Origin of the sequence: Arthrobacter sp. SW1 (assembly GCF_001766675.1) — a bacterium.
Taxonomy (GTDB): Bacteria; Actinomycetota; Actinomycetes; order Actinomycetales; family Micrococcaceae; genus Arthrobacter.
Genome location: NZ_MJLT01000007.1, coordinates 14,515 through 36,337, shown reverse-complemented (window position 1 = coordinate 36,337; position 21,823 = coordinate 14,515). Strand labels below are relative to the sequence as shown.

The following is a 21,823-nucleotide window of genomic DNA, read 5'->3' as shown; positions in this document are numbered from 1 at the left end:
TTGTCAGTGCCTGCTGTTTGGATTGGTTCATGGAGAACAGCACGGTGTTGGAGCAGGCGGCGGGGAAGCGGACTCTTCCTTTCGACGCGCTCGCTGACGTCGTGTCCTCGCTGGAATCTCTGGAGCGGGTGCAGGCGCGTTTGCATGCGCTGCGTGAGGGCTTGTTGGTGATGGCGTCGCAGTTGGCCGAAGCAATGGCGGACGACGGCGCCGGCCCGGGTTCGGGGTGGCGGGCACCTGAGCGGGAATTGGCGGAGCGGGCGGTGGCGGCCGAGATTGCCGCGGCGACGCGGATGAGCGACCGGACCGTGCAGCGGCAGTTGGGCCAGGCCGTGGAACTGGCGGAGCGGTTCCCCTTGGCGTACCGGGCGCTGTCGGAGGGGCGGATCAGCCTGGCCCATGTGCGGGCGATCCAGGAGGCCGGGGCCGGCTTGTTCGATGACGACGCCCGTTCCCGGTATGAGGCTGTGGTGGTGGACTGTGCTGAGCGGCAGGCCCCGAACCGCTTGCGGCGCCTCGCGGCCCGGGAAGCGGAGAAAGCCCAGGCAGAGCCGTTGGCTGTCCGGCATGAGCGGGCGGCGGCCGGGCGGTGCGTGCGGGTGCATCCCCTGCCTGATGGCATGGCCGAGCTGGCCGCGACCCTGCCTGCGGCTGTGGCCTACGGGATCCATGACCGGCTGACCCAGATGGCCAAGAAGCACACGGAACTGGGCGCCGCTGGAGGAGGCCAGGCCGCCGGTGTGGATGCAACCGCCGCCGGCACAAGCACCGGCGAACCCCGATCCATGGACCAGCTGCGTGCCGACTTGTTCGCAGACATGTTGCTGCGCGGTGCACCAGCCGGCCACGACACCCCGGACGGACTCCTCGCCGCCATCACGGCCCGGGTGGATATCACCGTCCCGGTGCTGACCTTGGTCGGCGACGATGGGCCGGATACTGAGACGGGCCTTGGCGAATCCGACGTCAACGGGCCCGGACCCGCCGGTCCGACGGCACAGACCCCAGCCCCCGGCTCCAAACCTGGGCGCCTGTCCCGGGCTGCGGCCGAACTGAACGGCCGGCACCCGATCGACCCGGACACCGCCCGCGCCCTGGCCGGCAGTGCCACTGGCTGGAACCGGGTCCTCACCGATCCCGTCAGCGGCGCCGTGCTTGCCGTGGACAGATACCGGCCGGGTGAAGACCTCAAACGCCTCCTCAGAGCCCGCGATTCACGCTGCCGTTTCCCCGGCTGCGGAATCCCCGCACGCGAACTCGACCTCGACCACACCCACGACGCCGCGCTCGGCGGCGCCACCGAAACCGGAAACCTCGCAGGCCTCTGCCGACGCCACCACGTACTCAAGCACCAGAGCCGCTGGACCACCCGACAAAGCGGAAACGGAACCCTTGAATGGACCAGCCCCACCGGCCGGATCTACAAGGACAGTCCGCCAACACCGGCAAGCAGCACGATGGACAGCGAAATGGAGCCCAGATCCGGTCCGCCGGGAACGTCGGGAACGTCGGGAACGTCGGGAACGCCGGGAACAACACCGCCGGCGGCATCATCAGCGAGCCAGGCACATCCGCCGCCCTTTTGATCCGGATTGGCTGGATTGCCGGAGGAGCTGGGCTGACCGGGCTTGCGCTGGTTCGCCCGGGTTCGCCCGTGATGCTGCCGCCTGGGGTGCACTCAATACCTCGCCAGCAACTCCCGCAGGCCGTTGCCGATGAATCCCGCGGCCGCTGAGGCCCGGTCCAGGAAACCGTGCGACCCCATCGGTTCCACGGAGGCGATCAAGGCGGCCGCATCGCCCAGGGCCATGCGCAGTTCAACCGCGGGAAAGCCCTCCACCTCCAGGACCGCAGACCGCGAATCCGCCCACGCATCCGGACCCGGATCATCGTGGAAGGTGCGGGTCACCAACACACCGTGCCAGCCGTCGTCGAGCATTATTTGTGCGCGGTACCGGAGCGTCTCACCGGACGATTCGACGCGGCCACCGGCCAGGAAGCGCCGGGCACCGAAGGCCGGGCAATCCAGGAACCCGGAAAGCCGGGCGCCGGCTCCGGAAGAGGGCATCTCCACCACGGCCGTAAACCCGAGGTCCGCGCCCTCCAAAGACCCGTGCAGCCGGTCCGTGTACCGCACACCGGGAGGAGCCTCGCTCATCGCCGTGCACCGCTCGTCCTTGGGCAGCCCGCCCGGGGACCGGGATGAAAGATAAGCCCGGGCATCCCGGTAGCCCATGGCCACGAGGGCATCAGCGCTGATCCGGCCCAGGTAGAACTCCGGATCCAACGGCAGCGGATGCTCGGGCCGCACCACATGCAGCACGAACTCCCGCCCTGCCGCGGACGCCGCCTCGAAATCGGCCAGGAGCGCTCCCATGGCGCTCATCTCGATCATGTGCACGTACTGCTCCAGCGGCCCGTCGCCCCAATACGGTGAATTCCCGATACACCAGATCAGCCATACCTCCTCCGCCCCGCGCCGCAGCGCCTCCTGCACGTTGGCGTCGCGCACCCAGACGGCGTCTGTCCATACCTTCCCGTCGCGTCGCAGCGGCGTCAGGAAGATCGGCAGGGACATGCCCGCGGCCATCAGTTCGGCGTCGATCAGGGTGGCGTCGATCGCGTGGCAGCGTTTGCCGGTGAACTCCACCACGTTGAAGGAACCCCCGACGGCGCCCGGTTCCGCCGCGCGGGCCCGGATGGTTGCGTCGTCAATTCCCAAGGCCGGGAACACTTTGTTGAGGAGGCCGTCGGCATCGCCGAGTGCGGGCAGGGACCACGGCCCCTTGAGGTAATCGCCGAACGGCAGCGCAGAGCCGAAATCCTTCACATCCACGCCGGACCAGCGGGCACACATTTCCTCCGGGCCGAGCCCCGAAAGCAGCATGCCAGCCGTCAGGATCCCGCCGGAGGTGCCGTCCACGTGCTCGAACTCCAGGCCTTCTTCGGCGAGGGCACGCACCACGCCGGCCTGCCACGCAACCCGCATGCCGCCGCCGGCCAGCACCAAGGAGCGTTTCATGGGCGCAGCACTCCCTTCCAGTACACGCCGCGCCAGTAGACAAAGCAGAGCACCGCCGTCGCGAGGTCGAAAATGGCCACCGCAAGCGCGGGCCCGGCGAACACGCCGTTCATGACCCCGATCGCAACCGCCGCGAACGCACCGGACTTCTGGATCCCGGCCCAGAAAATGACTTCCGGTGCGGGATGTTCCTTGAGCAGGGTGTGCAGCAGGAGCCCGCCCACCACGATCATGAACATGCCCACCGTGCCGAACAGCTGCAGGGCCGCGGGCGTGGCCTCGGCGCCAAGCAGCGGCAGGATGAACCAGCCGAACGGAATCTCCGCGACGCCGGTCAGCACAGTGATCACGGCGATGATGGCGAGGACGGCCCGCAACGGGTCCGCAGCCGCCCAGGCAGCAGGCGACGCTTTCACAGGTACGACTCCACCAACTGCCCGCGGTCCACCAAGAGCCAGACCATGGCCAACCATACGAGCGTGGAGACGTAGAAACGGATGTCGTTGAGGAACATCCAGCGGCGCAGCAGGCCGCGCAATTCGGCGTCGTCCTTGAAGTCCCCGCCACGGATCCGCTTATTGATGGGAATGATGATTCCCTGCCCCACCAGGGTGAGCGTGATGATCCCGAGCAGGCAGATGGCGGCGGGGATGACCCGGACGCTGCCCCATTCGCTCCAGACCAGGATGCCGCCGGAAATGAACATGGGCGGCACCACCACGGTGAAGAACTTGGTGGCCTGCGTGGTGGGTATGCCGAAGTGCATGTCCACGTTGCCGCGTTCCAGCGATTCCCACGTGGGGTAGAGGAACCACTTCAACACCCACATGGTGCCCACATACATGGTGGCTCCGAACAGGAAGTACAACGCGTTCAGCAACAGGAGCCAGTTCATGACGCAGCCTTTCCCGTTGCGCCACCCGTAGACCAGGCCCCGATCCGGCTGCGGTCCGGGGGCTCCAGCCATTCCTGGCCCTGGCCGAGCCCGGCGACGCTGTCCATCATCTCGCCGCCGCGCAGCGCCGCGGCTTCGGCGGCGCTCTGTGCGGTGAGGAACCAGGCTTCATAGTGGTCGTCCAGCACGCCGTGCGCTTCGGGTAGCCAGGCCGTGAAGACCGGCTTATCGGCGATCTGCAGGGTTTTCAGGAGCGCGACGCCGGGTGCGTCGCCCAGAATGAGCCGGGCCTTGGCCGCCTTGCCGAGCGCGATGTCACCTGTGGCTTCGAAATAGATATCCGATTTCCAGAGCATGCCCCGGAATGCGCAGTAATTGGAGGCCGCCAGCTTCAGCGGCAGGCCGCAGGGTGCGGGGCGCTCGATCTCCACGAAGCAGCCCAGCACGCCGTCCTTGTCGTACTGCGCGGACACCGTGGCATCGGTGACCACGAAGTCCAGGTTTGCCTGGTGCTTGGGCATGCCCCAGATGCCCTTGCCGCCCTTCACCGAGATCTCCGTGCTCACGGGCAGGTCCACCACGAACTGCCCCAGGCCGAACGTCTTCTGGAAGAGCAACGGGAGCAGCGGCGGCACCGGCCGCCTGCTGTGGGTGATAGCGATCGCCAGGGAGTATTCGATGTACCTGCCGATGTCCGTGGATTTGTAGTTCACCACGGTCACCACCAGCAGGCCCTTGCCGAACAGGGTGAAGGGCCGCATTTCCTCGCCGGGCAGCAGGGCCGCAGCGGCGCGCTTGTTGATGGGGAACGCGGCCATGAACACGGGGGAGTCGTCCGAATTGACGGGCATGGAGTAGGGGATGCCGTCCGCCTGCGCAAAGCGCCCACGCAGTTCCTGTTGCCGGCGTGGCAGCGGGGAGGGCATCAGCCGGAGGAGCCCGGCCAGCAGTCCGTTGAGCTTGTTCACTGGTTCAGCTCCTTGACGATGATCGGAAAAGTGTCCCGCCAGGCACGGGCGCCGAAGAAGACGTCCAGGTGGCCGTAGCCGGGGATGAGGTGGAGCGCGTCCTTGCCGGGCCGGTGCTGCTGGAAGAACCGGAAGGTGCGCTCCTGGCTCTCGGGCAGGAAACAACGGTTGTCCTGCCCGGCGAGGAACACGAAGCGGGCGTTTGTCTGGGGCGCCTGGGCTTCGTAATTGGCCGGAAGTTCGGGGTGGGCTCCGGCAGCCACCATGTGCCCGGCGCGGATGCTGTGCCCCATTTCCTCGAAGAAGCTCACCGGCACTTCGGCGAACTCGCCCTTGATCCATTCGTGCGTGGCGTCGTCGAGGTTTTCATGGGACCACAGCGCGGGCCGGCCGCTGCCGTAGGTGAAGCTCACCAGCTTGCAGACGGTGTTGTCGCATTCGTGGTGCGTGGCCTTGACCAGGAAACGCAGGAAACGGGTGAAGTAGCCCTTGGAGCGGTTTCCCCACGCCGGCGAAAGATACGGGGTGAAGGCCTTCACGATCGGCGTGAAATGGTCGATTTTGAAGCGCGAGAACGCCGGAACCACCGGGTGCAGGGACACCGCGTTGGAGATCACGGTGTCCACCCGGGGCAACAGCCCCGCCGCGGCGGACATGGTGAAGGAGGTGGAGCCCTGGCAGTGCACCACCGCCTTGAGCGTGTCCGCACCGGTGGCGTTGAGGACGTGCTCGACGGCGGCGGGATGGTCGTACACCGCGGCGTCGCCGAGCGTCCAGGACAGCGGGTCCAGGTCGATGGAGGCGCGCCAGTTCAGCATCCAGACGTCCCAGCCGTCCTCCAGCAGCACGTCCACGATGGTCGTGGGAACAGGCGGCCGGAACAGCTCCGCCCGCACCCCGGAACCGTGCACCAGCAGCACCGGCCCTTTCGCCGGTTCCACCGGTGAGGTGACGTGCACGAGGTTCAGCGGCGTGCCGTCGCCGGCCGGGAAGGGAATGACCTCGCTGAGGTGCTCGCTACGGGTAACGGTCATGGTCGGGTTCCTTCCCGCGGTGCGGTGGCAGTTGGGGTGGCAGGGGCGGTTGGCCGGACGGTGACGGGCTGCTCCAGCAGCCGCACGGCAGGCAGGCCGGCTGCTGGAACCGGCCGGGCGCCGTCGTGCGTGTCTTCAAGGTCCCAGTCCCGGCAGACCGTTTCCACCAGCAGGGGGTGCACGGTGAGGCTGCCGTCCGGGTCCAGGCGCATGCGCAGGAAACCCTTGTGGTCCTCCACGGCCTGGCCGGACATCTTCCACGAGGCCACCTCGCCGCCCGGCGTGCGCAGGATGTAGAGCGCGAACGCCTCGCTGCCCAGCACCCAGCCGGAAAGGAAGACGACGCCGAGCACCAGCAGGGCGGCCGGTCCGCTTGGCAGGGGGAGCCAGGACACCATGACTGCCAGGCTGAGCCCGGCGCCGAGCGCGGTGAGCTGGTAGAGGAGGCCGCGGAGGAAAGTCAACGTTCCGCCGCGGTCCCGGAACCAGTCGCGGAACCATCGGACCCTGCCGAGGAGGTTCCAGCCCAGCACCAGCAGCGCGAGCGCGAGCAACGGACCGAGCACGCCGAAGAGCAGCGCCCGCGCCAGGCCCACGCCTTCGAGTGCTTCCATGAGGGGCCGGTTCCGGACGCTGCCGTAGATGACCCAGCCCGTCAGGAACACCACGGCATGCAGCAGGCCGAGCAGGGGGCCGAACGCGGGATTCCGGGCGGGCAGCCAGTAGGGCGAGAACGGATTGGCCAGGCGGAGGGCCAACTGCCGGCTGATGTCGGTGGCGGGGTGGCTGCCGGGGGCCCGGACGAAACGGCGGCCCGGGGCGGAACTGCGGGACGGGCCCGGCGAGCGGGACGGGGCCGATGCCTGCGCGGGGGCAGGCAGTTCGATGTCCGGCGGCAGCCAGTGCGTCTCGGAGAGGTACGCTCCGCCCAGGCCGCAGGTGATCAGCTGGGCCGGCCCGCCGTCGTCGGGCGCTGCAGTTCCGGAGGGCGCTGCTTCTTCATACCGCGAGTAGTGGTGCAGGTCCCCGCTCAACCACAGGCGGACCTCCGCACCGGTGTCCTCGAACAGGCCGGTCCGCGGATTGAAGCGCCGGCGCAGGTAGTCCTGCTCGAAGAAGTCCGCCTGCTGGAAGGCGGGGTCGCCGGCGATTTCCGAATACACCCACGACGGCGAGGCGAGGCAGAGGATGATCGAGTCGCCCCTGACGAGCTGGCTGGTGACGTTGCGGTAGAAGTACTCCAGCTGCGGTTCGTCGATGTACTGGCCCAGCTGGCTGTCCAAGCCCAGCAGCCACCAGCCCGGGGTGCCGGCCCCGCCGGAGAGCCGCACCGCGAAGTAGCTGCGGTTCTGGATGGTGCGCCAGGAGCCGATGCTGCGATGCCGGGTGAAGATGCGGATGAAGGAGGTGAGGCCGTCGTACCAATCGTGGTTGCCGGGCAGCGCGAGCATGACGGTGGCCGGAGGGCACTCCACCACGGGCGGGCCCGGCGCGGCGGGAGCAGGGAAGGCCTTGCGGTACGGCCCGAGCATGCGGTCCTCGTACTGCCCCGGCGAGGCCACCGGATACACCTCGTCGCCGCCGAGCACCAGGATGTTGCCGCGCTTGAGCTCCATCCCGTCCACCGCCAGGCGTTCCTGGGCGAGGAGGTAGGCCACGGTGTACGTGGCGTCGAAACCGTCGCCCAGGTCCGCCGCGAAGTCCAGCCACAGGCCGCCGTCGGGAACCTTCAAGGGGACGGGGACCCGCAGCTCCTTCTCCGCCACCAGTGGCTGCCCGGCCTGGCCCGGCAGCGGCAGGCGGCCCAGATCGAGGGGCGTGCCGGGAAGGCCCGCTTCCAGTTCGCGCTTGTCCCCGAAGTCGGCGAAGACCGTGGCCGTCATGACCTTCAACGCCGTACGGGCGAGGGCGATCGGGGCGAGCCAGCGCACGGCCTCCCGGGGTGTGAAGCCCAGTTCCTTGCTGTGCAGTGCGAGCTCGTGGCGTTTCATGGCAGGCGTTTCATGGCCGTGGCTTCGCGGTGGTTTTGCCGTAGACCCGCCACAGTTCGCCCAGAAAGAAGTTCCCGAACGCGGCCAGCGCCGGCAGGGGATCCGGGCCTTTGGCACGGAAGGTGGTGAGTTGCTTCGCGAAGTCGAGCGGGCGGATGCGCAGGATTCCGGAGCCCGCCACGGATGCCGGCTCCGGCGGCGCCCACTCGGCCGACGGCGGCAGGGCGGCTTCCGGGGAGAGTTCAGGCGGCGGCACGTGCCCGCGCACGATCGTGGCATACAGGGTGGTGGTGTCCGCCCAGGAGTCCAGGCCGGCGTCGTTATGGATGACCTTGAACCCGGTGAAGGTGAGCGGGGTGCCGCCCGGATCCCGCAGCCACAGCCGGTAGAGCATGCGCCGGGCCGGGCGCGCGTCCGGGGAAGCGTCCGCCACGAACTGCTTGAACCAGCCCTTCTCCACGGGCATGCGCCCGCCGAACTGGTCCGCCAGCACATACCCCTCGGCGGTGGCCCGATGCAGGGGGTCCGCCACGAAGGCGTCGATGTCCGGGGCGGTGATGGTCAGTTCGAACATGATGCGGCGGTCCCTGTCGCGGCCCAGGCTGTGGCCCTTGGCAGGCTCGGCCGTGCCGGGGCTGAACCAGCCGTGCATCTGTTCCGTGAAGCTGACTGAGGTTGCGTCGGCGTTCGCCGTTTCCGGGGCACCCAGGCCGCGTGCCGCCGTCGCCGGCTTGGCCGGGCGTTCGGGCTTGGCGGCGTTGCCTTTGGTGGCGTCCGGAGCCAGCTCGCGCAGGGACTCCGCAGGGGAGTCGACGACGGCGGACGGCGCCAGTGCTGTCGGCATGAGCGAGCGGGTGCCCGGCCGGGTTCCCTCCAGCAGGCGGCGGCAGGCACGTTCGGCGAAGGCGGCGATGGTCAGGGACGGATTGGCGCCCACAGGTCCGGGCATCGCGGCGCCGTCCACCACGAACATACCGGGGTAGCCGAACACCTCGCCGTAGGAATCGCACACGCCTTCGGAAGGACTCCGGCCCGCCGGGGCGCCGCCGATCGGGTGCACCGTGATGACCCGTTTGGCCCACCACAGCGGATTGTCCACGAAGTCCCCGCCGAGCTCTCCGGCGATCTCTTCCATGGTCTTGCGCATCCGGCCGAAGTAGTTCTTCGAGGTGGCAAGCGTCCAGTCCACCGCGAGCCGGCCGTCCTGCAGGCTCAGCACGCCGTCCGGGATGTCGCGGCCCATGCCCAGCAGCGGCAGCGAACTGGCGGACAGGCTTCCGTCGCCGAGTGCGGCAGCGAGATCCGCGGAGATGTTGGAACGCCGGGCTTCGAACAGCCGGTCCTTGAGCAACTGGACGGCCACCCGGGCGGTGCGGCGGGCCACCTTGCCCAGCTGGCCGGTCTCGATCAGCCAGTTCATGAAGGCCGGGTAGCCGGCGTCTTCCACGTAGTAGCCGCGGCCGCTGCCGCCGTCCGCAGTGTCCGGCACCCGAATGGCCGTGGTGATGACGGGCCCGCGGCTGCCGGTGAGGGTACGGACGGCCGGGACGGGGGAGCCGTTGCGGATCTTGGCGTTCATCACCAGGGTCAGGAGGTCGCCGTTGCCGCTGAACCGGGAGCCCAGGGCATCGCTCAGCCCAGGCAGCGATGCCCGGTTGCGCAGCAGCAGGAAGTTGCTGCCGAACGTCCCGGCACCCAGTACCAGGTGGCGGCAGCGGATGATCCGTTCGCGCAGCAGCCCGCCCGGATTCTGCGGATCATGCACCACATACCGGACCTCGTAGCCGGCATCCGAAGAGCCTGGTGAGCCGAGCGGCCTGATGCCGCGGACGTCGTGGAGCGTGCGGATGTCCGCCCCGGCTTTCTTCGCCGCGGAGAGGTAGTTGTGGTCCAGGGTGTTCTTGGCGCCGGAATTGCAGCCCAGGTCGCATTCGCCGCAGAGGGTGCAGGTGGTGCGTACGGCCCGGGAACCGTGGATGCTGCCGTAGGGCGCGGGCTGGAGCGGCTGGTTGCTGCCGGGATCGGCGCCGGGGCCGGTGGTGAAGGTAACGGCGATCGGCGGGCGCGTGATGGACAGGCCCAGTGCCTCCGCCGCGGCTTCCATGGCCGCGGTCTTGGCCGTGTCCTGGTACGGGTAGGGGACCGGCCGCAGCATGTCCTCGGCGTCCTTGTAGAACGGCTCGAGGTCGTCGTAATCGAAAGGCCAGTTTTCGTAGCCGCCACCCGGCACCGGGGATTCCTTGACGAACCACTTGGGATCCTTGCGCAGGAGCACGTTGGCGTAGATCAGGGAGCCGCCGCCCAGCCCGCTGGAGACCAGGCCTTCCATGCCGCGGAAGGTCCACGCATCGAACAAACCATAGAGCCCGCGGTCCGGGTCCCAGAAGTTCCTGCCCATCTCAGCGGGGGTCCGCGCGAAACTGCCCGGCGGGTACGGTTTTCCGCGCTCCATGAGCACCACGGATTTACCGGCCTCGGCCAGCCGCAAGGCTGCCACGGAACCACCGAATCCGGAGCCCACCACCACGGCGTCCACGATTTCCTGTTGAATCTTGCCCGGCTGGGTCATGGCCGTTCCTTAGGAGCAGCTGCGGAATATAGCGACATGTTCCCACCGGCCACGGTATCTGTCCATGGCTTGGAATAATTGCTTCCGCATGCTGCGCCGGGCAGCTAGACCCGCAGGCGATAGCCCCGTTTCACTACGGTTTCCACCAGGCTTCCGTCCGGCAGTGCGGAGCGCAGGCGGCTGACGGTCATGTCCAGCGCATGCACCGATCCGCGCAGGTCCAGCAGCTCCGAGAGCGACTCGCGTGAGAGCACCGCGCCGCCAGCGCCGAGCAGGGCCCGGAGCAGCAGCAGGGGAGCCGGGGCAAGGTCCACCACTTCGCCGTCGACCTTCAGGCAGCGGCCGCGCAGCTCCACCTTGCCGGCCTTGGTGTCCAGGCGCCGCACGTGGTTCAGGGAAAGGTGCTCGGTGACCAGGCGGATCAGCGCCCCCATGCGGTAGCGGTCCGGGATGAGCGGGGACAGCCCGGCGTCGTGCAGCGGCTGTGCCGTGACAGGCCCGACGGCGGCGACCGTCACCTGGGTCTTGAGCGCCTCGATCAGCTGCTGGTACATGCCCATCTCGTGGGCGGTGCTCCACAGCGCGTCCACCGCGGGCGCGCTGGTGAAGGTGAGGACGTCGAGCTTGCCGGCGCACGCTGCTTCGATGAGGCGGGGCAGCTTGTCGCTGCCTTCGGGCTTCACCCAGCGGTACGGGGTGACGGTCAGGACCGTGGCGCCGGACATGCGCAGCCGTTCCAGCTGCCGCACGTCCGTGTAGCCGTGCAGCTGTACCGCCACGGTCTTGCCGCGCACGCCTTCCTGCAGGAGCATGTCCACCAGCGTGGCGGTGGTTTCGTCGCTGCTGATCCCGACGTCGGCCAGGCCGGCCGCGCGCACGGCACCGCGGGCCTTGGGGCCGCGGACGAACATCCGGGTGGCGGACAGTACTTCAAGCAGTTGCTCGCCGATGCCGAAGGAGTCCGCGGCCTCGCACCAGCGGCGCATGCCGTAGGCCGTGGTGGCGATGCAGATATCAGGACGCGCGGCGATGATGGCGCGCGTGTCCTCGATGAGTGCCGTGTCCTCCTGCACGGGGGCGATCTTGAGCGCCGGGGCATGGAGCACCTCGGCTCCGCGGCGTTCCAGGGCCTCGATCAGGTCCCGGGAGCGCCGGTGCGAGGTCACACCGATCAGGAAACCGTCCAGAGGGGTCTCCTCGGACAGTACGGGCTCGGGTGCGGTGGTGGTCATGAAAGTCCCTTCAGGCTTCAAGGAGCGAAGCCGCGAGGCGGTCTAGGTCAGCGGAGGCGGCGGCATGATTACGGCTGGCCATCGCCACCCCGACCACCTCGCCAATGACCAGGACGGCCGGGTTGCTGCAGCCTGAGGCCGCGGATTCGATCGTAGCGAGTTCGGCGATGGTGGTGCGCTGGCCGGGGCGGTAACCGCGTTCGACGACGGCCACGGGCATGTCCGCACGCATCCCGGCGCGGCGCAGGCCCGCGGCCAGCTGCGGCAGCGTCCCGATGCCCATCAGCACCACGATCGTGCCGCCCAGCCCCGCCAGGTGAGTGTGTTCCTCTTCGGTCAGCGGGGCATGGCCCGAGACCACGGTGAACATGTGGCTCACATTGCGGTGCGTAACGGGAATGCCCGCGGCGGCCGGCACCGAGATGGCACTCGTGACGCCGGAAATGACGTTCACCGGAACACCGGCGGCCACGCAGGCGGCAACTTCCTCGCCGCCGCGGCCGAAGACGAACGGGTCGCCGCCCTTGAGCCGCACCACGTTCTCGCCGGCCAAAGCGGCGTCCACCATGAGCTTTTCGATGTCTGCCTGCGGGATCTTGTGGTGGCCCGGCTGCTTTCCGACATCCACCAGCCGGCCGCTGCTGAGGCGCTCCAGTTCCTGGTACGGGGCCAGGCGGTCGTAGAACACGACGTCGGCGTCCCGCAGGGCGGTGACCGCACCCACGGTGAGCAGGTCCAGGGTGCCGGGGCCGCCGCCCACCAGGGTGACGTGTCCCGTCGGGCCTGCGGCCGGTTCGGCCGCCACCGGAATTCCGGCAGCCCGCGCCCGCTCAAGCAGGGGCTCCCAGCCCGGCTGCCCGTCGTCGACGGCGGCAATCAGGAACGGGCGCTCCGGCAGGGGGCCGTCTCCCGCGGCTCCCTCGGGGACGCTGAGCCGGAAGACGTTCGCCCCGGCGGCCGCGTAACGCCGGACCGCCTGACGGGCGGCAAGGTCCGAGCCGGTGACGAGGACGTCGCGGCCGCTGAGGTCGATGCTGAGTTCCATGGTCAGTTCTCCTGTCCGCTGGTAACGCCGGCCCGCACCGGGATGCTGGTGGCGATGAGCACGCTGCCCTTTTCCTCGTTGGTGGCGGGGCGGATCTGGCCGCGCTCGTCCGGAACGAAGGTGATGGATTCGTCCTTCTGGTCCGGGGCGTTGACGAAGGAACGGAAACGGCGGAGGCGCTCGGGATCCTTCAGGGTGTCGGCCCATTCGTCCACGTAGTTGTCCACGTGCTTGGCCATGGCGGCTTCGAGTTCCTCGGCGATGCCGAGGGAGTCTTCGACTACCACCTGGCGGACGTGTTCCAGGCCGCCCTCGAGCTCTTCCTGCCAGCGGGCGGTGCGCTGCAGGCGGTCGGCGGTGCGGATGTAGTACATGAAGTAGCGGTCGATGTACTTGATGAGGGTTTCGTCGTCCAGGTCCTTGGCCAGCAGCTGCGCGTGCGCCGGGGTGGCACCGCCGTTGCCGCCCACGTACAGGTTCCAGCCGTCCGCGGTGGCGATCACGCCCACGTCCTTGCCGCGGGCCTCGGCGCATTCGCGGGCACAGCCGGAGACGCCCATCTTGAGCTTGTGCGGGCTGCGCAGGCCGCGGTACCGCAGTTCCAGGTTGACGGCCATGGCCACGGAATCCTGCACGCCGTAGCGGCACCAGGTGGAGCCCACGCAGGACTTCACCGTGCGAAGGCTCTTGCCGTAGGCCTGGCCCGACTCGAAGCCGGCGTCCACCAGCTCCTTCCAGATTTCCGGCAGCTGCTCCAGGCGGGCGCCGAACATGTCGATGCGCTGGCCGCCGGTGATCTTCGTGTACAGGCCGTACTTTTCCGCGACGGCGGCGATCACGCCGAGCTTCTGCGGCGTGATCTCGCCGCCGGCGATGCGCGGCACCACCGAGTATGTGCCGTCCTTCTGCATGTTCGCCAAGGCGCGGTCGTTGGTGTCCTGCAGGGTGCCGCGGCCGGCGTCCAGCACATAGGCGCTGTTCTGGCTGGCCAGGATGTTGGCGATGGTCGGCTTGCAGATATCGCAGCCGGCACCGGTGCCGTAACGGGCCATGATCTCTTCGAAGGAGGTCAGTTCCAGGATGCGGATGGTTTCGAACAGCTCTTGGCGGGACAGGCTGATGTGCTCGCACAGGGCCTTGGAAACCTCGACGCCGGACTTCTTCAGTTCGCCTTCGAGCAGCTTCTTCAGCATCGGCACGCAGGAACCGCACTGGGTGCCGGCGCGGGAGCACGTCTTCAGCTCGCCCAGGTCCTGCACGGGGGCGTTGCCTTCGCAGCTGCCGCAGCCGTTGATGGCGTCGCGGATGGAGCCGGCCGCCACGTTGTTGCAGGAGCACAGGATCGCGTCGTCCGGCAGCTCGGTTTCCGGAGCCTCGCCGCCGCCGGCCGCGCTGAGGAACGCGCCCGGTTCGGCCGGAAGCTCACGGCCCAGCAGCGGGCGCAGGCTCATGTACGGGGTGGCGTCGCCCACGAAGATGCCGCCCAGCAGGGTCTTCGCATCATCGGTGGTGACGATCTTCTGGTACACGCCGCGGGCGGGGTCCGCGTAGACGATCTCCAGGGAGTGCTCGGTTTCCGCGAAGGCGTCACCGAAGCTGGCCACGTCCACGCCGGAGAGCTTGAGCTTGGTGGCGGTATCGAAGCCCGGGAAGGTGGCCTCGCCGCCGTGCAGGCGGTCGGCCACGATTTCGGCCATCGTGTTCGCAGGGGCCACCAGGCCCATGCACATGCCGTCGAAGTTCGCCACCTCACCGATCGCCCAGACGTTCCCGACGGCGGTACGGCAGTGGTCGTTGATGACCACGCCGCCCTTGGGGCCGAGCTCGAAAAGGGGAGACTCGCCGTCGGGAGCGGTACCGTCCGCGTCGCGGAACAGTTCGTCGCGGGGACGGATGCCGATCGAGGCGATCACCATGTCCGCCGGGATCACCGTGCCGTTCTTCAGCAGTACTCCGGTGACCTGGCCGGCGTCGTCGGAGAGGATTTCGGCGGGGTAGCTGCCGGTGTGGACCTCCAGGCCCTTGGCGGCAACCAGCCGGCCGAGTGCCTGGCCCGCGCCTTCGTCCAGCTGGGCGTTCATGAGCCAGCGGGAGCCGTTGACGATCGCTGCCTCGGCGCCGAGTTCCATGGTGCCGGCGGCTGCCTCCAGGCCGAGCAGCCCGCCGCCGATGGTCACGGTGCGGACCTTCCGGCCAAGCTTCTCGCCGAGTTCGGCAACTGTCTTGTTGATGGTCCAGACGTCGTCCAGCGTGCGGTAAACGTGGGCCAGCTCGCCGCCGGGGAAGGGGAGCTTCGCGGCGTCGGAACCGGTGGCCACCACGAGGTGGTCGTACGGGTAGCTGGCGCCCGTCGACGTGGTGACGGTCTGAGCGGCGGTGTCCACGGAGGTGACGCGTTCGCCGGTGCGCAGGGTGATGGCGTCGTGCTCCCACATGGCGGTGTCACCCATGGTGAGGTCGTAGCCCGTATCGGTGAGCGCCTTGCTCAGGGCCACGCGGTCGTAGGGGAGATGCACCTCTTCGGCCAGGACCGTTACATGCCAGCCCTCGAGTCCGCGGGTATGCATGGCATCCGTGAAGCGGTGCGCGGCGGGGCCGCCGCCGGCGACGACGATCCGTCGGAGCTCTGGGGTGGGGGATGATCCGGTCATTGCTGGCCTTTCGCAGAAGATGCGGAATGTGTTGCTCCGCAGCTGGTCCAACCAGCGTACGGAGGGCCAGTTTCGCCTCAGTTTCCCGATTGTTTCGTGGGTTTAACTTCTGGGTCACGCCTGCGTTTCGGGCGACGTGAGCTCTCTTTTACGTGCCGGACACACAGCGGGCCTTCCGGTGAAACCTGCCGCACCTACCGTTTTTGCTATCCCGTTGCTGCCCCGGCAACGAGGTTCCGGCAAGTTCCGGCACGGTGAAAGGAACAAGGACATGACGGTTGTACTGGAACGCGAAACCCGCACCGCCCCCGCGGCAGGCTGGCACCGTGTCTGCATGCTGGAGGACCTTGAGCCCAACTGGGGCGAGGCCGCCATCATCGATGGGCTGCAGCTGGCACTGTTCCGCCTGCCGTCCGGCGAGGTCTACGCCGTCGCCCAGCAGGACCCGGCCACGCTCTCCAACGTGATGGCCCGCGGCATCCTCGGCTCGCGCGGCGACAGCCCCACCATTGCTTCGCCCCTGCACAAGGAGGTCTACGACCTCCGCACGGGCGAGTGCTTCACCAAGCCCGAGCTCCGGCTCCAGGCCTTTGCCACCCGCCTGGTGGACGGCGCCGTCGAAGTGGAGCTGTAGGGGCTACCGGCCCTCGCGTTCCAGGCGGTACCGGCCGGAGCCCACGGCGCCGGCCACGGCATCGAGCGTCTCTGCCGGGGTCTGGCTGCTGGTATCCAGGACGAAGCGTTCCATCCCACCCAGCCCGGAGAACTGCTCCCACAAAGCAAGGAGCGGTTCCTCGTCCGTGAGGGCCTCCGGCGTCGGGCGGGCCTGCGCCCGGGCCAGGGTCTCGGCGCGGTCCGGCCGCAGCACGACGTAATCGAGCGCGATGGAGCGGCCCCGCACCGCAGCCCGGTAGTGGTCCAGCATCCACGGTCCCACAATTCCATCTACGATCACCGTGAAGCCGCCGAGCGCATAGGAGCACGCTGCCGCGGCGGTCGCTTCAACAACCGTGTGGTTCTGCGCGTCGGAGGCGGGCAGGTAAGGCGGGATGAAACCGATCGCGATGAAATGCCAGAAATCATCGGTATGCAGGTGGACGGCGCGGGGATATCTTTGCGCCAAAGCCCGTGCGGTGGTTGATTTCCCGGCGCCGGGCGGGCCAGTGAGGATGATGATCTGTTCCATGGCATCGCCCGGGCTGTCAGCCTTACAGCCCCAGGGCCTCCCGCACGTCTGCCAGGATCCTGTCCAGTGCAGCCCTCGCCGCAGCGCGCGCCTCCGCCAGGCCGGCCGCCGATTCCACGGGAACGATCACTTCCAGGTAGCACTTGAGCTTCGGCTCGGTGCCGCTGGGCCGGATGATCACCCGGCTCTGGTCCCGGGTCAGGTACAGCAGTCCGTCGGTGGGCGGCAGCTGCTCGCTGCCTTGGGACAGGTCAATGGACTGTTCGACGGCGGAGCCTCCGAACGCTTCCGGCGGATCCGAACGCAGCCGGTTCATCATGGCGTCCAGCAGTCCGAGGTCCGCCACACGGATGCTGAGCTGGTCGCTCGCGTGCAGTCCGTGCAGCAGGTAGAGCTCGTCCAAGGTGTCGAAAATGGTCTGGCCGGCAGCCTTCGCCGCGGCGGCAAGTTCGGCGATCAGCAACGATGCGGAGATGCCGTCCTTGTCCCGCACCAGGCCGGGCGCGACGCAGTAGCCCAGCGCTTCCTCGTAGCCATACACCAGCCCGGGCACGCGGGAGATCCACTTGAAGCCGGTGAGGGTCTCCTCGTGCGCGGCGCAGGCGGCTGCGGCAATCCGGGCGAGCAGCCGCGAGGAGACAATTGAATTGGCGAACACGCCCGGCGACGGCGGCAGCTCGCCGTCGGCGGTTTCGGCAGCAGGAGCGTCGGCGAGGGAGCGGGCCACCACATGCGCCCCCAGCAGGGCTCCCACTTCGTCTCCGCGCAGCATCCGCCAGGCCCCGCTCTCGGGGTCCCGGGCCGCAACCGCCGCGCGGTCGGCGTCGGGATCGTTGGCCAGCACGATGTCCGCCTCCAGGCGTTCGGCTGCTGCCAGCGCGAGGTCCAGTGCCCCCGGCTCTTCAGGGTTGGGGAAGCTCACGGTGGGGAAGTCGGGGTCCGGCAGGGCCTGCTCTTCCACCAGCGTCACGTCACGGAATCCGGCGTCCTGGAGCACTGCGACGGCGGTGTCGCCGCCCACGCCGTGCATCGGCGTCAGCACGATCTTCAGGTCCCGCGCGGGGAACTGTTCCGGCCGGGCGAGGCCCACGACGGCGGCCCGGTAGTCGTCCACGATCGAATCCTGCAGCACCGTCCAGCCCTCGTCTGCCAAGGTGATGCTTTCCAGCCCGCCCACGGCCTCGATGCATTCGGCGATCCGGGCGTCATACGGGGTGACGATCTGGGCGCCGCGGCCGCTTTCCTCCACGGCACGCCCGCCCAGGTACACCTTGTAGCCGTTGTCCTGCGGCGGGTTGTGGCTGGCCGTGACCATCACGCCGCCGTCGCAGTCCAGCGCACGCACAGCGTAGGCCAGCAGGGGAGTGGGCAGCGCGGACGGCATGAGGAAGGTCTCGATGCCCGCCGCCGCGAAGATCGCGGCGGATTCGCGGGCGAAGACATCGGAGTTGTGCCGGGCATCGTAGCCGACGACGGCGCGCGGCCGGCTTCCCGGGGCAGCGGCGGCTACGGCGTTGTCCAGGAAGGCCGCCAGGCCTGCCGCTGCCCGCCGCACCACCACGCGGTTCATTCGGTTGGGGCCGGGGCCGAGGGCGGCACGCAGCCCGGCCGTGCCGAACTGCAGGGTGCCGTTGAAGCTGTCTTCCAGCTGCTGGCGGGCCGCCGGGATCCCTTCGCTGGCCTGGTCGGCGAGTTCGTCCAGCGCGGCTGCGGTGACGGGGTCCGGATCCTGCCGGGCCCATACCCGGGCAGCGGAGATCAGCTGATCGAAATCTGACGGCTTGGTTTCGGCATCGCTCGATGTCATAGGACCAAACTATCCGCAATGCCCCTCTTAAATAGCAACGCGGGGTCAGTTACGGCCCATGAAAGTGCTCAACATGGGCCGTAACTGACCCCGCGTTGGATCAAAGGGCGGTGGAGGTGACCCGGAAGTCCGCCGTGCCGCCTTCGCTGAAGGCCAGGGTTCCGGTGTCCTCCCAGTCCGGGAAGAAAGTATCCGTGATGGCCACTGTGCCGTCCGGGGTGAAGACCTCCACGGAGGAGGAATCGAGCAGGATCCGCAGCCGCAACGTGCCATCCCGCAACGGCACCCGGGCCTGGTGGTACGGGCTGAACAGGGGCGAGAAGTTCGCCGTGCCAGCGTTCGACCGGTCCACGGTCAGGGTGCCGGCAGCCCGGTCATAGCTGATCCGGAGTGCGCGCTTGCCGTCCGCGGAGGCACGCAGCAGCAGGCCCGCCTTGGCCGCCCCGCCCGGCTCGAGTTCGACGTCGATCAGCTGGCTGCGCGCGGCAAAGTCGCCGCCCAGCGGCTCGGCGGAAGGTCCGGGGTCAACGCTGAGTTCCTTCCGCGCCTCGCCGCGGGCCGCCTTTCCGAGGCCTTCGGTTGCGGCAGCCGCGATACCTGAACGCAGGGCGTACCGGCCGCCGTCGCGCACCAAATCCAGCTCACGGGGGATGCCCATGGCACCGCGCCATGGAGTGGTGGGCGTGTGCTGGGCGTAGTCCCAATTGCCCATCCAGCCAAGGAGTACGGGCTTGCCGCCCGGGGCACCCGTGATGGAGTTGGCGGCGTAGTAGTCGGCGCCGTGGTCCAGCCATTGGGAGTCCTCCAGCGGGGCGTCCGCGGGGGCAGCGTTTTCGGCGGTGAACGTCGTCCCGTCGAAATCGCCCACGAAGTACTGCATGCCGGAGCCGCCCGCGATCCCTCCCGGATTGATGCTCAGCAGCATGACCCACTTCCTGGCGGTGGATCCTTCCACGTCCATCTCCAGTAGTTCGGGGACTTCCCAGAGTCCGCCCTGGGCGCCTACGCCGGAGAAATCGCTGAGGAAGTCCCAGTGCAGCAGGTCCTTCGACTTGAAGAGTTTCACCACCTTGGCATCGGCCACCACAGTGGTCATCACCCAGTACTTGCCGGGTTCGTACCAGGTGAGCTTGGGATCGCGGAAGTTGTTGGAGCTCGGCTGCAGGTCCAGGACGGGGTTTCCCTGGTACTTCTGCCAGGTCTTTCCGTGGTCCAGGCTGTAGGCGAGCGACTGGGCCTGCACGCCGGCCGGCCGGGCGCCACCCTTGCCGTAGGCGCTCGTATACAGGGCCACCATGGGCGGGTTGTCCGCCGTGCCGAGCCCGGACGCGTTCTCCTTGTCCAGCACGATCGAGCCGGAGAAGATCTCCTCGGCCTCACTCGCCTCCATGGCCACGGGCTGCTGCGTCCAGTGCACCAGGTCCGTGCTGGTGGAGTGGCCCCACGACATGTTTCCCCAGAAGTTGCCGTGCGGATTGTGCTGGTAGAAGGCGTGGTACGTGCCGTTCTCGTACACCAGGCCGTTGGGGTCGTTGATCCAGTTCCGCTCCGAGCTCAGGTGGACGGCCGGACGCCAAGGATCACCTGCGGACGGGGCGGGACCGGCGGGCGGGGTGTCCGGCGCGGTGCACCCGGCGGTGAAGGCGAGCACGACGACGGCTGCCGCGCACAGTGCCGCGCGGATGGTTTTGGGGGCGTTCTGCAAAAGCATGGGATCAAATCCTGGGGTGGAAGCGGAACGGGGACCCCCGAAATGGTGCCGGAGGTCCCCGCAGGTGCGGGGCAGGCGGATTGCGCCTGCCCCGCGGGTGTTGCTGAGGCCTACTTGTAGAGGCCTTCGCCGCCGACGCGGACGTTGGTGGGCAGGTAGCCGAACGGGCCAAGGCCGTTCTGGCCGAAGCTGCGGTCAACCTGGGTGACGCCGTCCTTGAAGTTGATCTTCACGGTCGGGGCCAGGGAGCCGCCGCGCACGCCGTTGACGTTGTCAATGAAGGACTGGACCAGGCCGCCCGGCTGCACGTAGTGCGAGTAGGCCTGGAACTGGCGGCCGTTCTGCTGCTGGGAGGGGCTCTCCGGAGCGTTGGCCGGCAGGTTCAGGTCGGTGGGGGAGCCGAGTGCCAGGCCGCTGTTGTTCACCGGCTGGAAGTCGGAACGGATGCCGTCGCCCACAAAGCCGTACACGCCGTCGGGGCCGCGCATGCCGTCAGAGTAGGTGAACTGGTGGCTGATGGTGAACAGGTAGTACTTGTTCTTGCCGTTTTCGTTCTGGATGTAGATCTGCGGGCGCTCAGTCTGGTCGTTGACGCAGTTGGCGGACAGGATCGGCGGCAGGAACTTCCACTTGGTGAGGTCCTTGTTTTCCGCCACGGCCAGGCCCACGTTGGCGGTCTGGAACCAGGCACCCGTGGTGGTGTTCAGGGTGTTGAGGTCTTCGGCGTGCGGATCGCCTGCGCGGTAGCCCAGGTCTTCCTTGGTGCAGCGGTATTCGCCGCGCTTGGCGCCGGTGTTGCCTTCGAAGACCATGAAGGTCTTGCCGGGGTGTGCCGGGTCGACGAAGGTGTACGGGTCGCGGAAGGCGAAGCCCGGGTTCTGGGCCTTGGTCTGGTACATCTTGCCGTCCGGCTCAAGCAGCTTGGTGTGCTTGAAGCCGTCGAAGCTCACGCCGTTCTTGTCCGCGTGGATGTTGCCCAGGGCCTTGGCGATCACGGCGTCGGGGGCGATGCCGCCGCCACCGGCGTTGCGTTCAGCGATGTCGTAGAAGGTGGTGGCGGTGTAGAACACGTTCACCTGGTTGCCCTGCATGAGGCGGGTGGAGCCGGACCATTCGGTGTTGCCGATGGAGCTGTTCGGCAGGAACAGGTGTCCGCCGTAGTTCCACTTGTCCTTGGCCGGGTCGGCTTTGGTCTTGCGGAAGAAGTAGCCGATCCGGGCGTTCCAGTGGCGCTGGTCGAAGCCGTAGCCGGCGTGGCGGTCGGCCACCAGGGAGAAGATGACGTCCCAGCCCTTGTAGCTGATCTGGTTTGCGTGCTCGTCAGTCAGGGACCAGGTGTCCCAGACCCACACGTCGTCGTTCATGGCCGGGAAGTCCTGCGGGATTTCCGGCATGGTGACGTCCGGGCTCATGGAGTTTTCACCAGGAGCCACGTTGGGGTTGCTCTGGGCCATGATCTGCTTGGCGTCAGCGCGGGTCCACTTGGCGGTGAAGTCCGCGGCCGGGTCGTAGGCCTTCTGGCTGTGGACCGTGGGCAGCGGGAAACCGGCGGTGGGTGCCGGCATGTCGTTCGACGGCGGGTCGGCCGGAATGTTGGCCTGCGCGGCGGCGGAGGCCAACAGGACGGAAGCGGCGACGCCGGCCGCGGCCGCGACGGACACGGCCGTGCGCAGGCGGCGACGGGGCCGTGCGGGAGTTGGGTGAGTGCTCAT

General features: G+C 68.3%; 16 protein-coding genes. 2 read left to right on the top strand and 14 right to left on the bottom strand.

The features are described from left to right. Nucleotides 1-29 precede the first annotated feature (29 nt). On the top strand, nucleotides 30-1,586 hold the full coding sequence (locus BIU82_RS06100; protein WP_070348584.1) for an HNH endonuclease signature motif containing protein: 1,557 nt from the start codon (nucleotides 30-32) through the stop codon (nucleotides 1,584-1,586). A gap of 92 nt (nucleotides 1,587-1,678) precedes the next feature. Here BIU82_RS06100 and BIU82_RS06095 read toward each other — a convergent pair whose 3' ends face one another. The 10 genes from BIU82_RS06095 to nirB all read right to left on the bottom strand — a co-directional run bounded on the left by BIU82_RS06095 (nucleotide 1,679) and on the right by nirB (nucleotide 15,407). Continuing rightward, nucleotides 1,679-3,022: a patatin-like phospholipase family protein gene (locus BIU82_RS06095; RefSeq protein ID WP_070348583.1), complete on the bottom strand. Its 1,344-nt coding sequence runs from the start codon at nucleotides 3,020-3,022 to the stop codon at nucleotides 1,679-1,681. Then, the gene (locus BIU82_RS06090; RefSeq protein WP_070348582.1) at nucleotides 3,019-3,438 is read right to left on the bottom strand and encodes a hypothetical protein; all 420 of its coding nucleotides are present in this window, start codon (nucleotides 3,436-3,438) and stop codon (nucleotides 3,019-3,021) included. The genes BIU82_RS06095 and BIU82_RS06090 overlap by 4 nt, the downstream gene beginning before the upstream one ends. Next, a complete protein-coding gene (locus BIU82_RS06085; RefSeq protein ID WP_070348581.1) occupies nucleotides 3,435-3,917 on the bottom strand; it encodes a DUF1772 domain-containing protein in 483 nt (160 codons plus the stop codon). The genes BIU82_RS06090 and BIU82_RS06085 overlap by 4 nt, the downstream gene beginning before the upstream one ends. After that, nucleotides 3,914-4,885, bottom strand: a complete 972-nt coding sequence (locus BIU82_RS06080) for an acetoacetate decarboxylase family protein (RefSeq protein ID WP_253182702.1) — start codon at nucleotides 4,883-4,885, stop codon at nucleotides 3,914-3,916. Before BIU82_RS06080 ends, BIU82_RS06085 begins: the two co-directional genes overlap by 4 nt. Further along, entirely contained in the window at nucleotides 4,882-5,919 is a 1,038-nt protein-coding gene (locus tag BIU82_RS06075; protein WP_070348580.1) for an alpha/beta fold hydrolase, read from the bottom strand. Before BIU82_RS06075 ends, BIU82_RS06080 begins: the two co-directional genes overlap by 4 nt. Continuing rightward, nucleotides 5,916-7,910, bottom strand: coding sequence for a hypothetical protein (locus tag BIU82_RS06070; RefSeq protein ID WP_070348579.1), 1,995 nt, complete (start codon nucleotides 7,908-7,910; stop codon nucleotides 5,916-5,918). Before BIU82_RS06070 ends, BIU82_RS06075 begins: the two co-directional genes overlap by 4 nt. Nucleotides 7,911-7,920: 10 nt before the next feature. Continuing rightward, nucleotides 7,921-10,479, bottom strand: coding sequence for a GMC oxidoreductase (locus BIU82_RS06065; RefSeq protein WP_070348578.1), 2,559 nt, complete (start codon nucleotides 10,477-10,479; stop codon nucleotides 7,921-7,923). Between the two features lie 104 nt (nucleotides 10,480-10,583). Beyond that, nucleotides 10,584-11,711 carry a uroporphyrinogen-III synthase gene (locus BIU82_RS06060; protein WP_070348577.1) on the bottom strand — a complete coding sequence of 376 codons (1,128 nt, stop codon included), beginning with the start codon at nucleotides 11,709-11,711 and terminating at the stop codon, nucleotides 10,584-10,586. Between the two features lie 10 nt (nucleotides 11,712-11,721). Continuing rightward, nucleotides 11,722-12,756 (bottom strand): uroporphyrinogen-III C-methyltransferase, encoded by a 1,035-nt coding sequence (gene cobA / locus BIU82_RS06055; protein WP_070348576.1) that lies wholly within the window; start codon nucleotides 12,754-12,756, stop codon nucleotides 11,722-11,724. A gap of 2 nt (nucleotides 12,757-12,758) precedes the next feature. Then, nucleotides 12,759-15,407, bottom strand: a complete 2,649-nt coding sequence (gene nirB, locus BIU82_RS06050) for a nitrite reductase large subunit NirB (RefSeq protein WP_070348575.1) — start codon at nucleotides 15,405-15,407, stop codon at nucleotides 12,759-12,761. Between the two features lie 271 nt (nucleotides 15,408-15,678). Here nirB and nirD point away from each other — a divergent pair, with 271 nt between their 5' ends. After that, nucleotides 15,679-16,041, top strand: coding sequence for a nitrite reductase small subunit NirD (nirD, locus tag BIU82_RS06045; protein WP_070348574.1), 363 nt, complete (start codon nucleotides 15,679-15,681; stop codon nucleotides 16,039-16,041). A gap of 3 nt (nucleotides 16,042-16,044) precedes the next feature. On the opposite strand, the gene BIU82_RS06040 is transcribed toward nirD, so the two are convergent. The 4 genes from BIU82_RS06040 to BIU82_RS06025 form a co-directional block, all read right to left on the bottom strand. Then, entirely contained in the window at nucleotides 16,045-16,593 is a 549-nt protein-coding gene (locus BIU82_RS06040) for an AAA family ATPase (protein ID WP_070348573.1), read from the bottom strand. Between the two features lie 22 nt (nucleotides 16,594-16,615). Further along, on the bottom strand, nucleotides 16,616-18,400 hold the full coding sequence (locus BIU82_RS06035) for a phospho-sugar mutase (RefSeq protein WP_070348572.1): 1,785 nt from the start codon (nucleotides 18,398-18,400) through the stop codon (nucleotides 16,616-16,618). A gap of 100 nt (nucleotides 18,401-18,500) precedes the next feature. After that, a complete protein-coding gene (locus tag BIU82_RS06030) occupies nucleotides 18,501-20,111 on the bottom strand; it encodes a glycoside hydrolase family 32 protein (protein WP_070348571.1) in 1,611 nt (536 codons plus the stop codon). A gap of 110 nt (nucleotides 20,112-20,221) precedes the next feature. Next, complete coding sequence (locus BIU82_RS06025; RefSeq protein WP_070348570.1) at nucleotides 20,222-21,823, bottom strand: glycoside hydrolase family 68 protein; 1,602 nt, start codon at nucleotides 21,821-21,823, stop codon at nucleotides 20,222-20,224.